The sequence below is a fragment of the Collinsella sp. TM06-3 genome (assembly GCF_003436395.1).
Lineage (GTDB): Bacteria > Actinomycetota > Coriobacteriia > Coriobacteriales > Coriobacteriaceae > Collinsella.
The window spans coordinates 38,240-52,129 of record NZ_QSPG01000006.1; the positions used below are offsets into that span (position 1 = coordinate 38,240).

The window sequence follows — 13,890 nt, forward strand, 5'->3', positions numbered from 1 at the left end:
GTTGCGCAGCGCTTGGTGCATCTTGGATTACTGTTCGCGGTGCTCGGGATCGGAAACGAGCTTAGGCGCAAAGAAGGGGACGTGGCCCAGATAGGGGCAGCTGTCCGAACGCTCTTCGACGACACAGGGGACGTCATTGTAGGTAAGTGAGTCGCACAGGTGGACGATGGCCTTGGCGGCAGGGGCAACGAGTATTTTGAGCGGTGCGATAGGCGCCATGGCATCTCCTTTCATCGGTGAGACACAGCTTGTTTATCTAAACGATACAGTACGTTTAATCGGTGAGTCTAATCTTGCGGCAAAGAATCTGTCAACATCCTCACGGCATCTAGACAGGGGAGGCGGGCATGAGTTTCGCGTTCTATATCTACACCACGATTATCATGGGTGTGGCTCTGGTGACCAGTGCCGTGGCATTGGTGGTTTGGCTCATGACGCGCCGTCGCGACAGCCTGGTGGCCGCGGCGGGCTTTTTGCTCTACATGCTCGATATGTCGGTCATTTTTTTTGACGAGTACAATCGGCTCAAATACGAATACGCTGTTACCTTTAGCGAGCCGTTGCAGCACCCCTTGCTGCGCTGCGTGCTCGGTATTGCCATCTATGCCTGCGTGGTACTGTGGATGTTTGCGCGCTTGCGCAAAAGACCGACGTCGCGCATGCTCGGACTTGCTATCGTGCCGTTTTCAATCTTGCAATTGGTGCTGGTGCCTCGCAGCGGTGCTGCCGGAGAGGTGCAGCAGTATCTCTTTTGGCTCACGCGTGACCTGGGCAATGTAGGATGTCTTGCCTATGCCGCCTGGCATTACCGGCACAGGGCCACGCGTGTTGAGAAACTCGACCTCGACCGCTCAAAGCTCTTTTGGAAGGTGGCACTCGTTCTTGCGTTTTGCGTAATCGCCGAGGACACCTACATGATTTTGCTCTGCCGCCCCGACTCTCAAAACCCCGTCATCAGCCTCTTTTTGTGGTATCTGTCCGAGCGCAATATCTCCGAAAACGTGCTGCTCGTGGTATGCGCGGTCCAACTCTTTTGCCAGTTTAGCCATATCCTGCGCGTGTATGCCCGTCATCCGCGTGCCGATGAGGACGTGGCGGCCGAGAGCGCACGCTCTGGGGACGATCTAGCATCACGCGTTGTGATCTATGCCGATGCCCATAAGCTGTCGCGGCGCGAGCAGGAGGTGCTCACGCTGGTGCTGAAGGGCAACGACGCCCAAAACATCGCCAGCGAGTTGGTCATCAGCCCTGGCACTGTCAAGGCGCACTTGCATCGCATCTACGTTAAAAGCGGTGTCTCCAACCGAGATGACCTCATAGATGCCTTTTGGCGTTCCTAGCCCTATTTTTCCTTGAATGCGAGCCTTGCCGATAAGGCGGGCGCCGTTGGGCGTAATGAAGCGGCATTAATCTCAGACAATAAACCCGCAGGTAAAAAGTGTAAACCGGCTTAAACTGACCGTTTGCGGCCCCTGACCTTGGCATGGGTTTGCCCCTGTGTATCAATGGATATAGCGCGAAGCCGCGGACGTGAGACAGACATCTGAGTACGGCTTACAGGCACGCGCCGATGCGGGAGTGCTTTGCTCCCGACCGAAAGCCAGCGCGGGCGGTGTACCCGCGTTACATCCTAAAACGTCTGAGGAGGCTCACATGGAGAAGGCTGATGTAGTAATCAAGAGCAATGCCGTTTTTACCGGCGATGGGATCGAACCGTTTAAGGGCGGCGTTGCCGTGCGTGGCGATAAGATCGTTGCCTGCGGTGACGATGCCCACTTGGCGCCGTTTATCGGCCCCGATACTGAGGTGCGCGACTTTGGCGACCAGCTCGTTATGCCTGGCCTGATTGACTCGCACACGCATTTTGCTCAGGGTGCGTTTATGACCGACCCCGATTTTGCCGTCAACCTTATCGATTGCACCAGTTTTGAGATGGCGATGGAGCGTGTTGTAGCGTTTGCGAACGCCCATCCCGATAATGAGTGGATTCTGGGCTGCCAAATCATTCAGTTCCAGTGGGATATCCCCGAGATGCCCACGGCCGCGATGATCGATGAATACATCTCCGACCGCCCGGTCTTCCTGCAGCAGGTTGACCTGCATACCTTTAGCGCCAATACCTGTGCCATCAACAAGGTGGGAGTGACTTCGCAGACGCCCGATCCCGCAGGCGGCAAGATCCTTAAGGATGCCGACGGCAACCTGACGGGCGTGTTTTCCAACAATGCCGGCTCCTTCTTTATGGATGAGGTCTACGACCCCGCGATGGACGTTGCGGAAGCTTCGTTTACCAAGACGGCAAAGCGCGCTAACAGCTTTGGCATCACCACTGTCGGCATGGTCAATCCTACGTTTGTGAGCATGGAAAACCCGTATGCAGTGCTTGCGGATCTTAATGCCAAGGACGAATTGCCGCTGCGCGTCTTTTTGTACACCGATCTGTTTGAGAACGAGAGCATGACGCTCGATCAAATCAAGGCCAAGTACAACTTCCCTGGCACGCAGGTCGAGTGGCACGGCTTTAAGCAGTTTCTTGATGGCGTGTGCTCCGACCACACCGCTTGGATGCTTGAACCCTATTCCAACGCGCCCGATACCTGCGGTGAGCCCGCGGAGGATCCAGAGCGCATCCGTGCCGCCATTGTCAGGGCGCAGGAATGGGGCGTTGACACGCGCGTCCATACGATCGGCGATCGCTCGGTGCGTTTTGTGCTCGATTGCTTTGAGGAGGGCGAGCGCTTGCATGGTAAGCGGGGTTGCCGCCACTCCATGGAGCACAACGAGACGGTTCAGCCCGAGGATCTGCCGCGCTACGCAGAGCTTGGTATATGCCCCGGCATGCAACCGTGGCACATGCTGCTCGATATGGCTGACCTTGCCAAGGACGATGCCGTGGGCCCCGAGCGTGCAGCGCTTTCGTGGCCCCTGCACAGCCTGCTTGCCAGCGGTGCCGTGGTGCACTTGGGCAGCGACTTCCCCGTTGTGGGCTTGGAGCCCATGGAGGAGGTGTACGGCGCAGCCTTCCGCATGCTCGAGGACGGTTCCAACCCAGAAGGGTGGTTCCCGCAGGAGCGCATCACCATGGCCGAGGCCTTGCGCGCCTACACCTACGGCAGCGCCTACGCCATGCATGCCGAGGATCGCATCGGTACGCTCGCATGCGGCAAACAGGCTGATATCTGTGTGCTCGACCGCAACCTCTTTGACTGCGAACCGGCTGAGGTCCTCGAGGCCACGGCGTCTCTCACGATGATTGCCGGCAAGGTGGTCTACGAGGCCTAGCGGGGCTGCTGCATCGCCGGGCGGTGCCACAGCCCGTGCGTGCCGCCCATCCATTCATTCATCCATTCATCAATCTCTCATGGAAAGGGGAGAACAATGGCAGAAGAAGCAACCGCCGCTGTTGAGGAGGAGCGTGAGCTTGCCTCGCAGCCGATTCCCGGCCTGGTGCGCAAGTACACCATCATCACCGGCCAGGGTATGCTCGCCCAGATTATCATGGTGGTCCTTGAGGGCCTCGTGATGGGTTGGGGCCTGGGCGCACACGGCCTGGCCTGTGTCTCGATCATCATGTCGGTCGAGTACATTAACCTGGCCTTTGGCAACCTGTTTGGCACCGGCGTGCCCGCCGTGGTGGGCAACCTTTTGGGTGCCGGCGACATTAAGGGCGCCAGCAAGGCGTTTAGCCAGGGTTTTTGGCTTACCACGATTGTGAGTGTGCTGCTTGCTGTGGTGATGGCTGTGTTTACCGAGCCCATCTGCGCATTCTTCGGCGCCACGCCCGACATCATGGCCGATACCGTTGCCGGCGTGCGCACCTTCTCCGTGCTGCTACCGCTCACGGTCATTGGTCAGATGGTCACCGCCGTCATGCGTGTGGACGAGAAGGTTCAGATCCAGGCCAACCTCATGACCGTGTCTGCCATCGTCGCTATCTGCTGGCTTGCGCTTTCCACGTTTGTGCTCAAGCTTGGCGTTATGGGAGCTGGCGTGTACTACGGTCTTTCCATCGGTATCTGGGCCATCGGTATCTTCTGGTTCATCGGCGGTAAGAAGTCGCAGCTCCAGATCAGCGCCGCCGACCTCAAACTCGACATGGCCATCTGCGGCCAGATCATCAAGATTGGTTTCCCGTTCTTTTTGGTGCAAGCTGCCACGTTCATCTTCAACACCGTTGCCAACTCGTTGCTTGGCCAGCTCGGCGGCGACATGGGTTCGCTCTACATCGCGGCCTTTGGTGTGATCAACGGCTACATCCTCTACATTACCATGATGGTCGCCCAGTGCTTCTCGTACGGCCTGCAGCCCATTGCCGCCTTCAACGCCGGCGCCAAGGCGTGGGCGCGCCTCAAGGAAACACTCTCCTGCACGCTTAAGTACCAGGTCGTGACGCTTGCTGCGGTGTCTGCTGTGCTATGGGTGGCCGCAACGCCGGTCTGCGCCTTTTTTGCTGGTAGCGACCCGGCGCTCGTCGAGGTTGCCGCCAACGCCACGCGCATCGTTATCCTGGCCGTGGCTCTGGGCTATCTTGCCATGACCATGTCGATGTACTTCCAGGCGGTTGAGAAGGTGGGTATCGCCACGTTCACCGGTCTGCTCCGCTACGTGATCTGCTCCGTGCCGCTTATGTACCTGCTTGGCAACATGATGGGCGTTCAGGGTGTCTGGTTTGCCTTGGTGGCGGCTGACGCCATCGCTGGTCTTATCTCCATCGCCCTCGCCGTCCGCGAATCCAAGCGACTTGCCACGCTCTAGACTCGGACACGGCCGGCCCGCGATAGTCGAATAAGTCAACTCGCCTGCAAGCCACCACAATGGGGACAGTTCCCATTGTGGTGGCTATTGTTATTTAGGGTCTGAGATTTCGGCTCTATAAATAACGTTTTTGAACTGGGCTACTATAAGATTGTGGAAAACACTACTACAAGATTATGGAAAACGCTACTGCAAGATTATGGCAAATGATACTATACGATTATGGTAACAGCGTTATAAGGGGCGTTGATATGGCCGAGTACATTAACAGGGATTTGCATGAGTTGCTCATTCGCATGGCGGGTTGGTTTCCTGTTGTGTCGTTGACGGGGCCTAGGCAGAGCGGTAAGTCTACGCTGGTTAGGCATGCCTTTCCCGACTATTCCTATGTCACGCTTGAGGACCCCCAAACGAGGCGCGCGGCCTTGGAGGATCCGGTGAGTTTTATCCGCAACCGAAAGGGCGGACTCATCATCGATGAGGCGCAATACGCCCCGGATTTGTTCTCGATGATCCAGGTTGTTTCGGATGAGCGGGGAGACGCCGGTCAATACATCCTTACGGGATCGCAAAACTTTTTGATGATGAAAAGCATCGGCCAGTCTCTTGCCGGGCGAGTCGGGATCTTAAAATTGCTGCCATTTTCGTTTCGAGAAGCGGAGAGGGGCCAGCAGGGGCAGTTGGAAGTGGATTTGTTTGCGCTCGAAGGGGGATACCCTCGCCTGCGTTCCGCCGGAATGCCGTCCTCGGTTTATTTCCCCAGCTATATTGATACCTATGTTGAGCGCGATGTTGTGGGCTTGCTTGACGTGCGCAATAAAGCGGAGTTTCATAAGTTTCTGTCCATAATTGCCCAGAGCGCCGGTGCTCTCATTAATATATCTTCGCTTTCTCGAGATACGGGTGTGAACGTATCGACCATTAAAAGCTGGTTGTCTATTCTGGAGCAGAGCTACCTGACGTTTTCACTGCAGCCCTATTATGCAAATGCCAGGAAACGTTTGACTAAAACGCCCAAGCTTTATTTTTACGACACGGGGCTGCTCTGCTACTTGCTCAAAATTGGATCACTGGAGCAACTTTTGGAGAGCCCTTATCTGGGGGCAGTTTTCGAAAACCTCATCGTTTCCGAAACGGCGAAGAGCCATCTCAACGTGGGCGAGAATCCCGAGTTGTATTTCTATAGGGACGACGGCAAGCGAGAAATCGATTTGCTCGACTGCACAAACTCAGGGAGTCCCAAGGCTATCGAAATAAAATCATCCAGAACGTATCACGATAAGTACGCCCGCCATTTACAGGCTGTATGCGATGAGATCGACATTGCAAAAGATGCGCGCTATGTTGTGGCCCGCGTGGATTCAACGTATGAGTCGAAAGACTGTAGCGTGGTCTCGGCGCGTGATTGGCTTTTGCGATAACAAGTTCGGCGTATTAACAACTGCCGCGAAGAGGATCGGACCCCTTTCGCGGCGGTTTTTTGCCGATCCGGTGCGCCTCAGATGCAAGTGAGTAGACTTTTTTGGACTTGTCGAGCACACCGCGCCAAACGCTCAATAAAACCGCAGGTCAGCGCTGTGGCGATTCGGGGTGTGCTCGGCCTCCTGCAAAAAGTCTACTCACTTGGTTTTGGCTGCTAGAAGACCGCCGTGAGGGAAGGCAACTTCCTCGCGGCGGTTGGCGTTCGCCCAGATAAAACCTGCCAAAATAAACCTGTCTCTTTTTGGCATGTCCCTTTTGGCGTGGCTGATTGCTTTGGGCTGTCTTGGAGAAAGCCCGTGAGGCGGCACACAGGCTAATCCTGCGTGTTGCCTCCGTACATGTAGACGATAAAGCCGTCGCCGGTGTCTTGGCTGTGATCCTCCAGGATGCGTTTCATGTTGAGGCGCTCGTAGAACTGCCAGTCAGAGTTGCAGTCGCTCATCAGGAAGAACTTGGTGCACCCGGCTTTGGCGAGTTCGGCGCGCGCAAGGTCGATGAGCTCGCGGCCGAGTCCCTTGCCCTGCCACTCGGGCACAATGATGATCAGGTTGAGCTGGCCCTGGGCATACTCGTTGCCCGTGGCGGCAAAGCGATCGGCCGTGGCCTTTTCGCGACTGTCGCCAAAGAGCGAGCCCTCGAGTTTGGCATCGGCGGTCTTTGCCATCTCGGTTGCCTGGGCGAATAGCTCGTCGTAGCAAGGCTTCCACGTCGGGTTTTTGCGAGGTTTGCCGTCTTCGAAGGTGCCGATGCAGCAGGCGGCGATGATGCGGCCTTCAGCTTCGGCAACGAGCGCGATAGGGGAGCGCTGCAGCTGCATGGCAATGTTGAAGCGCGCGCAGAAATCGGCAACTTCGACGTCGCCGCGGTTGCGTAGCGTGTTGCACCACAGCCGGTTGTAGATGGCGGCGATACCATCCAGGTCGTCGAGCGTGGCGGCGCGCAGGGTTACGTTGTCAAGGCTCATGGAGGCTCCTTCCAAGTTGGGTCAGGCCATCTATGAGTGTGGCATGGCCGCAGGGCCGCCGCATCAACCATTCGGTAGACGACCCCCGATTCCACGGGGGCGGAGAGATAGTCATTGGGGACGTTCTTAAACGACTAGTCAAACAAGAGCGTCCCCAACGACTACTCATTTAAGTACGTCCCCAATGAGCGCCCCCAATGAGTGTGCAGCCAAGGTGATGCCGTTGTTTTGGCAACGACAGCGAAAACCCGCCAGAGCGAGCAAGGTGCCTTGAAACAAGGCGGCATTGACCTTTTGGTCATGCCGCCGCAGTTGAAAGGCAGATTGCCGCTCTGGCGGGTTTGCAGCGTCGAGCCGTTACGCGGGTTGGTAAACCCGCGTAACTAAACCCGCTCCGCGATCTCGTGAATGAGGTAGTCGGTCTTTTCCCAGCCCAGGCACGGATCGGTGATCGACTTGCCAAAGACGCCGCCGTCGACCGGCTGGTTGCCGTCCTCAAGGTAGGACTCGATCATAAAGCCCTTGACCAGCCTGGAGATAGCTTCGTTGCGGCGGCAGCTGTCGAGCACCTCCTTGCAAATGCGATACTGCTCCAGCGGACGCTTGCCCGAGTTGTCGTGGTTGCAGTCGATGACCGCTGCCGGATTGGCATAGCCGGCGTGCTCGGTATAGCGCTCGGCCAGGCGCTCGAGGTGCTCGTAGTGGTAGTTGGGGTAGGTGCGGCCGTCGAGGCCAATGTAGCCGCGCATGACGGCGTGCGCGAGCGGATTGCCGTCGCACTCGACCTCCCAGTTGCGGAAGATGAAGCTCTGGTGCGCCTGCGCAGCGTAAATGGAGTTGAGCATAACGGTGGTAGAGCCGGCAGTGGGATTCTTCATGCCCACAGGCACCGAAATGCCACTCGACACCAGACGGTGTTCCTGGTTCTCGACCGAGCGCGCGCCCACGGCGACATAGCTCAGCAGGTCGACGAGGTACTGGTAGTTGGACGGGTAGAGCATCTCGTCGGCAGTGAAAAAGCCGGTCTCCTCGATGACGCGCAGGTGCATGTGGCGAATGGCCTTGACGCCCTCGAGCAGGTCATCGGGTGCCTCGGGGTCGGGATTGTGCAGTAGGCCCTTGTAGCCAGTGCCCTTGGTGCGCGGCTTGTTGGTGTAGACACGCGGAATGATGATGAGCTTATCCTTGACCTCCTCGGCGGTCTTGGCCAGGCGGTTCATGTACTCGAGGACCGAATCCTCGCGGTCGGCAGAGCACGGGCCGATGATGAGCACCTTACGTGCGTCCTCGCCGGTAAAGACCTTGGCGACTTCGGCATCGAATGCCTGCTTCTTGGCGGTAAGCTCGGCGGAGAGCGGCATTTCCTCGCGGATCTCCATGGGGATCGGCAACCTGCGTTTGAATTCCATGGCCATACGGGGCCTCCTCAATCAATTGATGGCATCGAGAACATTGTCGAATGCTCGGCATTATCCGCTGTCGCACGCTAAAGTGCAACCCCTCGCCGCCCCGAAACCTACCAAATAGGGACAGGTTTATTTTGGTAGGTTTTATCTGGGGAAACGCCGGCGGATGCCGGGAGGGAGTGGCGCTACGCGGGGCCCTATGGCTGTTGTCGGTTCCCCGGGAAACACCCTGTGGGCAAAAAATGGCAAATATGAGTACTGTTGCTATCGTAGTGTCATATTGCCGGCATAAGATAATAGACATAACAGAAAATATGTTCATTAACCTTAACACATATAAGCCCGCTATAGAACTATTTGAGTAATTTAGGGGCGCTTGCAAGCCGTGCGGGCAGCATATGGGGCTGTTTTGGCTGTTACTAAAAAGGTAACAGTACTCATATTTGCCATTTTTTGCCCACAGGGGCTGGAAAGGACCGTCAATTCGGCTCCAGGGGATGCGGTCCAAGGGCCGCAGAACGAAAAATGGGGGCGCTGGTTGTCCTGCGCCCCCATTCTTTGGGTATTGCGGTTGTTTGCCGCCGGTTGTTACGCCGCTTCGTCGAACTGCGAATTGTACAGGTCGGCGTAGAAGCCGCCTTGGGCGAGCAGCTCGTCGTGCGTGCCCTTCTCGACGATGTCGCCGTCGCGAATCACCAAGATTACGTCGGCGTTGCGGATCGTGGACAGGCGATGCGCGATGACAAAGCTCGTGCGGCCCTGCATTAGCGCATCCATGGCGCGCTGAATAAGCTCCTCGGTACGGGTATCGACGTTGGAAGTCGCCTCGTCCAAAATCAGCGCCGGACGGTCGGCCAAAATGGCGCGGGCGATGGTCACGAGTTGGCGCTGGCCCTGTGAGAGGTTGGTGCCCTCCTCATTGATCATAAAGTCGTAGCCGCCGGCGAGCGTATGGATAAAGTGGTCGCAGCGTGCGGCGCGTGCAGCGGCCTCGACCTCGGCGTCAGTCGCATCGGGACGTCCGTAGCGGATGTTCTCGCGGATGGTGCCGTTAAACAGCCAGGTATCCTGCAGCACCATGGCAAACTCGCCGCGCAGCGCCGCGCGATCCCAGTCGCGCACGTCGACGCCCTCGACACGCAGCGAGCCGCCGTCCACGTCGTAGAAGCGCTGCAGCAGCTTAATGAGCGTGGTCTTGCCAGCGCCGGTGGGGCCGACGATGGCGATGGTCTGACCGGGCTGCGCCTCGCAGCTAAAGTCGTGGATGATGGTCTTGTCGGGCGTGTAGCCAAACTTGACGTGGTCGAACTCAACGTGGCCGGGGCGCTTCTCGGGAATCTGGGCGTCGGCCTTCTGCTCCTCCTCGGGCGCGGCGAGGAACTCAAAGACGCGCTCGGTGGCAGCGGCCATCGACTGCATCGTGTTGCTCACGTTGCCCAGCTGCTGCACGGGTTGCGTAAAGTTGCGCACGTACTGGATAAAGCTCTGGATGTCGCCGGGCGTGGCATTGCCGGTCAGCGCGAGCTGTGCGCCCACCACGACAACGCCCACGTAGCCCATGTTGCCCACCAAGCTCATAAGCGGCATCATCAGGCCCGATAGGAACTGCGAGCGCCAGCCACTAATAAAGAGACGGTCGTTTTGACGGTCGAACTCCTCGATTGAGGCCTCGGCGCGGTCGAACACCTGAATGACGTTCTGGCCGGCAAAGTCCTCCTCGATAATGCCGTTGACGGTGCCCAAAACCTGCTGCTGCTCGCGGAAGTACGGCTGCGAGAAGTGAATCATTACGGTCAGGATAATCGCGGCGGCCGGCAGTGTGAGCACGGTGACGCCGGTGAGCGGCAGACTGATCGAAAGCATCATGACGAGCACGCCGATAATCTGCGTCACCGACGTGATGAGCTGCGTCACGCTCTGGTTGAGTGACTGACCCAGCGTATCGACGTCGTTAGTGATGCGGCTGAGCACGTCGCCCTTGCTGTGGCCGTTGAAGTAGCTCATCGGCACGACGGCGATCTTGGCGGCGATCTCCTTGCGCATGCGGTAGCAGATCTTTTGCGTGACGCCGGTCATGAGCCAGCCCTGGATCAGGCTACAGACAGAGCTTGCCAGGTACAGGCAGAGCAAAAAGCCGAGCGTCTTGGCGATCCAGTCAAAGTCAACATCGCCGGTGCCGTTGACCTTGGCAACCAGGCCCTCGAACAGTTTGGTCGTAACCTGGCCGAGCACCTTGGGTCCCACAATGTTAAAGATGACCGAGCACACGGCAAAGGCGACGGCGGCAAACACGGCAATCTTGTGCTGACCGATATAGCCGAGTAGCTGCCTCATGGTGCCCTTAAAGTCCTTGGCCTTTTCGCCGCGGCCCATGCCACCCATACGGCCCATAGGACCACGCTGGCGGGTGGGCTTGGGAATCTGAGTCTTGGTCTTGTCTGCCATTAGCGCTCGCCTCCTTCCATGACGGCTTCAATTTCTTCTTGGGTGAGCCCCAGCTCCTCGGCGGAAAGCTGCGACTGTGCGATCTCCAGGTACGCTGGGCAGCTGTGCAGCAGCTCCTCGTGCGTACCGGTGCCCACCACGTGGCCGTCGTCGAGCACGATGATCTGGTCGGCGTGCATGATGGTCGCGATGCGCTGGGCCACGACCACGAGCGCGGCGTGGGTAACGTTTTTGGCAAGCTCCTCGCGCAGGCGCGCGTCTGTTTTGTAGTCGAGGGCGCTAAACGAGTCATCGAACACCACGACTTCGGGCTTTTTGGCCAACGCGCGGGCGATGGCCAGGCGCTGACGCTGGCCGCCCGAAACATTGGAGCCGCCCTGGCTGATGGGGGAGTCGTAGCCGCCCTCGCGCTCGGCGATAAAGTCCTCAGCCTGTGCGATTCGCGCTGCCTCGTGCATGTCCTCGTCGCTCACCATGTCGCCGGCAAACTTGAGGTTGCTCTCGACAGTGCCCGAGAACAGGCGACCCTGCTGCGGGATGTAACCAATGCGGCGGCGCAGCTCGGAAAGGGTCATGTCGCGCACGTCGATGCCGTCGAGCGAAATGCTGCCGCCCGTGACGTCGTATAAGCGCGGAATTAACTGCACAAGCGTGGACTTGCCCGAGCCCGTGGAACCTATGATGCCGAGCATCTGACCGGCATGCGTGGTGAAGTTCACGCCGCTGATGACGTCGGCGCGGGCATCGGGATACTGGAAGCTCACGTCGCGGAAGGTGAGCGCACCGCGCGGCGCGCTGGCCGCGGGCAGTTTGGGCGAGGCGGGGTCGTTGATGCTCGTGGGGCAGGTAATGACCTCTTCCACGCGCTCGGCTGCGACCTCGGCACGGGGCAGGATGACCGAAACCATGGTGAGGATCATAAACGCCATGACGATCTGCATGGTGTAGGAGATAAACGCCATCATGTTGCCGACCTGCATCACGCCGTCCGAGACGCCCTGCGCACCAAACCAGACGATAAGCACGGTGATGCAGTTCATGACGAGCATCATGAGCGGCATCATAAAGCTCATGGCGCGGTTGGTGTAGAGCTGCGTGGTCATCAGGTCGAGCGAAGCCTTGTCAAAACGCTCGAGCTCATGCTCCTCGCGGTTGAACGAGCGGATGGGCATAAGACCGTCGAGCAGCTCGCGGGCGGTAAGGTTCACACGGTCCACAAAGCTCTGCATCTTCTTGAACTTGGGCATGGTGAGGCCCATAAGCACGCCGACAACGGCCGAGACGGCGATGATGGCCACGGCGATGGTCCACTCCAGGCCGGTGTGGTTGGCCAGGACGCGCATGACGGCGACGATGCCCATGACGGGCGCCAGTAGGCACATGCGGATAAACAGGGTTGCGGCCATCTGAATCTGCTGAATGTCGTTGGTGCAGCGGGTGATGAGCGAGGCTTGGCTAAACTTGCCCACCTCGGCCGGCGAGAAGTGCATAACCTTGTTGAAGGTCTCGCGGCGCAGGTCGCGGGCGATGGAGCAGGCGGTGCGCGAGGCCACGGCGCCGGTCAGGATGGTGGCGACCAGCGAGATCAGGCACAGACCAAACATTGTGGTCGCCATGCGGCCCAGATAGGCGTTCTGCACGTCGGCGGGGTCGATGCCCTGCGCCTTGTACTCGTCCTGCACATAGCTTACGGCGCGTTGAGTGACGATGGAGCCCGACATGGAGCCCATTTTGTCCGCCATATCGTTGGCACCCTCGACGAGCTTGCCCTGGTCGATTATGCCGCCTTCAACGCCTAGACGCAGGCTCTTCATGGTGATCTTGCCGCCGTCGGCATCAATCTGCTTTTGCATGTTCTGCGCCGCTGCGGCCTTCTGCTGCATCTCGGCGAGCTGCTCGGGCGTCATTGCCGCCATCTGCTCGGGGGTGGGCATGGCCTGGGCAGCGTTGTTGTCTTTCTCGCTGGATGAGCCCATCATGTCGCCCATGGAGTTGGCGTCGATGCCCTGGTTGAAGGCGAGCACGACGGTCTCAGGCAGGCTCATGATGTCGGCAATCTTGCCGCCGTCGGCGCGCTCCTCCTCGGTGCCCTTGTACGTTCGAATGCCGTTATTATCCGCTTTGCCAAACACGGCCTCCACAGCTTTGGCGTCCTTGGTGCTCATAAAGAGTTCGAGGTCGTCGAGCGATTCGGCACGAATGGTGCCGGGTACGGGTGAGGCGATACCGCCTTGCTGCACGCCCACGTCGACGATGTCGCTCATGTAGGTAGGCAGTGCCAGATCGGCGTTGCAGCTGATTACGATAAGTACGATAGCTGTGAACAGTGCCAGGATATGCTTTTTAAAGAGCTTGAGAATCCTCACTTGGCATCTCTCCTTTCTTGATTGCGGTCGATAATTTCGTTGGCACGTCTTAGAAGGCGCACCATCTCTTGGGTATCTGTTTCGCCGAACTGCTCGAGGAAGGCCGCGGTGCGGTCCTCGAATTCCCGACGCTTGATTTCGAGATCATGGAATCCCTTGTCGGTTACCGTGACGTGTACGCGACGACGGTCGGTCTTTGAGTGCTCACGCTCAACCCAGCCCTTGGCTTCGAGAGCGCGTAGGATATTGGCGATGCGGGCGTTCGAGACCCAGGCACGATCAGCGAGTTCGCTCGGAGTGAGCGAGCCGCCAGCGAGCATGAGGGCGCGCATGACAGCCATCTCGCCGCCGAGAGCTTTGTCCGCAAAGCGCGAAATACGCTGATGCATGCTGCCAAACTCAGTTAAGAGCTGACGCCCAAGCTCATGGAAATCGGTATCTTCCACCGAAAACCCCTAACACTAGAAACTAT

General features: G+C 58.3%; 10 protein-coding genes. 4 read left to right on the forward strand and 6 right to left on the reverse strand.

Annotated elements, in window-relative coordinates; genetic code table 11:
• Positions 1 to 27: 27 nt before the first annotated feature.
• Positions 28 to 219: a hypothetical protein gene (locus tag DXD56_RS03890; protein ID WP_117640166.1), complete on the reverse strand. Its 192-nt coding sequence runs from the start codon at positions 217 to 219 to the stop codon at positions 28 to 30.
• Between the two features lie 128 nt (positions 220 to 347).
• On the opposite strand from DXD56_RS03890, the gene DXD56_RS03895 reads away from it, so the two are divergent.
• From DXD56_RS03895 to DXD56_RS03910, 4 genes are all read left to right on the forward strand, one after another.
• Complete coding sequence (locus DXD56_RS03895; protein ID WP_117640167.1) at positions 348 to 1,340, forward strand: helix-turn-helix transcriptional regulator; 993 nt, start codon at positions 348 to 350, stop codon at positions 1,338 to 1,340.
• Between the two features lie 313 nt (positions 1,341 to 1,653).
• Complete coding sequence (locus DXD56_RS03900) at positions 1,654 to 3,282, forward strand: amidohydrolase (RefSeq protein ID WP_117640168.1); 1,629 nt, start codon at positions 1,654 to 1,656, stop codon at positions 3,280 to 3,282.
• A gap of 96 nt (positions 3,283 to 3,378) precedes the next feature.
• On the forward strand, positions 3,379 to 4,755 hold the full coding sequence (locus tag DXD56_RS03905) for an MATE family efflux transporter (protein WP_117640169.1): 1,377 nt from the start codon (positions 3,379 to 3,381) through the stop codon (positions 4,753 to 4,755).
• Positions 4,756 to 5,006: 251 nt separating this feature from the next.
• Positions 5,007 to 6,176 (forward strand): ATP-binding protein, encoded by a 1,170-nt coding sequence (locus tag DXD56_RS03910; protein ID WP_199410969.1) that lies wholly within the window; start codon positions 5,007 to 5,009, stop codon positions 6,174 to 6,176.
• A 374-nt stretch (positions 6,177 to 6,550) separates the two neighbouring features.
• On the opposite strand, the gene DXD56_RS03915 is transcribed toward DXD56_RS03910, so the two are convergent.
• From DXD56_RS03915 to DXD56_RS03935, 5 genes are all read right to left on the reverse strand, one after another.
• Entirely contained in the window at positions 6,551 to 7,201 is a 651-nt protein-coding gene (locus tag DXD56_RS03915; RefSeq protein ID WP_117640171.1) for a GNAT family N-acetyltransferase, read from the reverse strand.
• Positions 7,202 to 7,584: 383 nt separating this feature from the next.
• Complete coding sequence (locus DXD56_RS03920) at positions 7,585 to 8,616, reverse strand: 3-deoxy-7-phosphoheptulonate synthase (RefSeq protein ID WP_089572362.1); 1,032 nt, start codon at positions 8,614 to 8,616, stop codon at positions 7,585 to 7,587.
• Positions 8,617 to 9,195: 579 nt separating this feature from the next.
• Positions 9,196 to 11,052, reverse strand: a complete 1,857-nt coding sequence (locus DXD56_RS03925; protein ID WP_117640173.1) for an ABC transporter ATP-binding protein — start codon at positions 11,050 to 11,052, stop codon at positions 9,196 to 9,198.
• Positions 11,052 to 13,418: an ABC transporter ATP-binding protein gene (locus DXD56_RS03930; RefSeq protein WP_117640175.1), complete on the reverse strand. Its 2,367-nt coding sequence runs from the start codon at positions 13,416 to 13,418 to the stop codon at positions 11,052 to 11,054. The genes DXD56_RS03925 and DXD56_RS03930 overlap by 1 nt, the downstream gene beginning before the upstream one ends.
• Positions 13,415 to 13,864 (reverse strand): MarR family winged helix-turn-helix transcriptional regulator, encoded by a 450-nt coding sequence (locus tag DXD56_RS03935; protein ID WP_117640177.1) that lies wholly within the window; start codon positions 13,862 to 13,864, stop codon positions 13,415 to 13,417. Before DXD56_RS03935 ends, DXD56_RS03930 begins: the two co-directional genes overlap by 4 nt.
• Positions 13,865 to 13,890 lie beyond the last annotated feature (26 nt).

What these genes read in the sequence shown, in the direction of transcription:
- DXD56_RS03890 (WP_117640166.1), bottom strand. Translation starts at nt 219, where the DNA reads ATGGCGCCTATCGCACCGCTCAAAATACTCGTTGCCCCTGCCGCCAAG.
- DXD56_RS03895 (WP_117640167.1), top strand. Translation starts at nt 348, where the DNA reads ATGAGTTTCGCGTTCTATATCTACACCACGATTATCATGGGTGTGGCT.
- DXD56_RS03900 (WP_117640168.1), top strand. Translation starts at nt 1,654, where the DNA reads ATGGAGAAGGCTGATGTAGTAATCAAGAGCAATGCCGTTTTTACCGGC.
- DXD56_RS03905 (WP_117640169.1), top strand. Translation starts at nt 3,379, where the DNA reads ATGGCAGAAGAAGCAACCGCCGCTGTTGAGGAGGAGCGTGAGCTTGCC.
- DXD56_RS03910 (WP_199410969.1), top strand. Translation starts at nt 5,007, where the DNA reads ATGGCCGAGTACATTAACAGGGATTTGCATGAGTTGCTCATTCGCATG.
- DXD56_RS03915 (WP_117640171.1), bottom strand. Translation starts at nt 7,201, where the DNA reads ATGAGCCTTGACAACGTAACCCTGCGCGCCGCCACGCTCGACGACCTG.
- DXD56_RS03920 (WP_089572362.1), bottom strand. Translation starts at nt 8,616, where the DNA reads ATGGCCATGGAATTCAAACGCAGGTTGCCGATCCCCATGGAGATCCGC.
- DXD56_RS03925 (WP_117640173.1), bottom strand. Translation starts at nt 11,052, where the DNA reads ATGGCAGACAAGACCAAGACTCAGATTCCCAAGCCCACCCGCCAGCGT.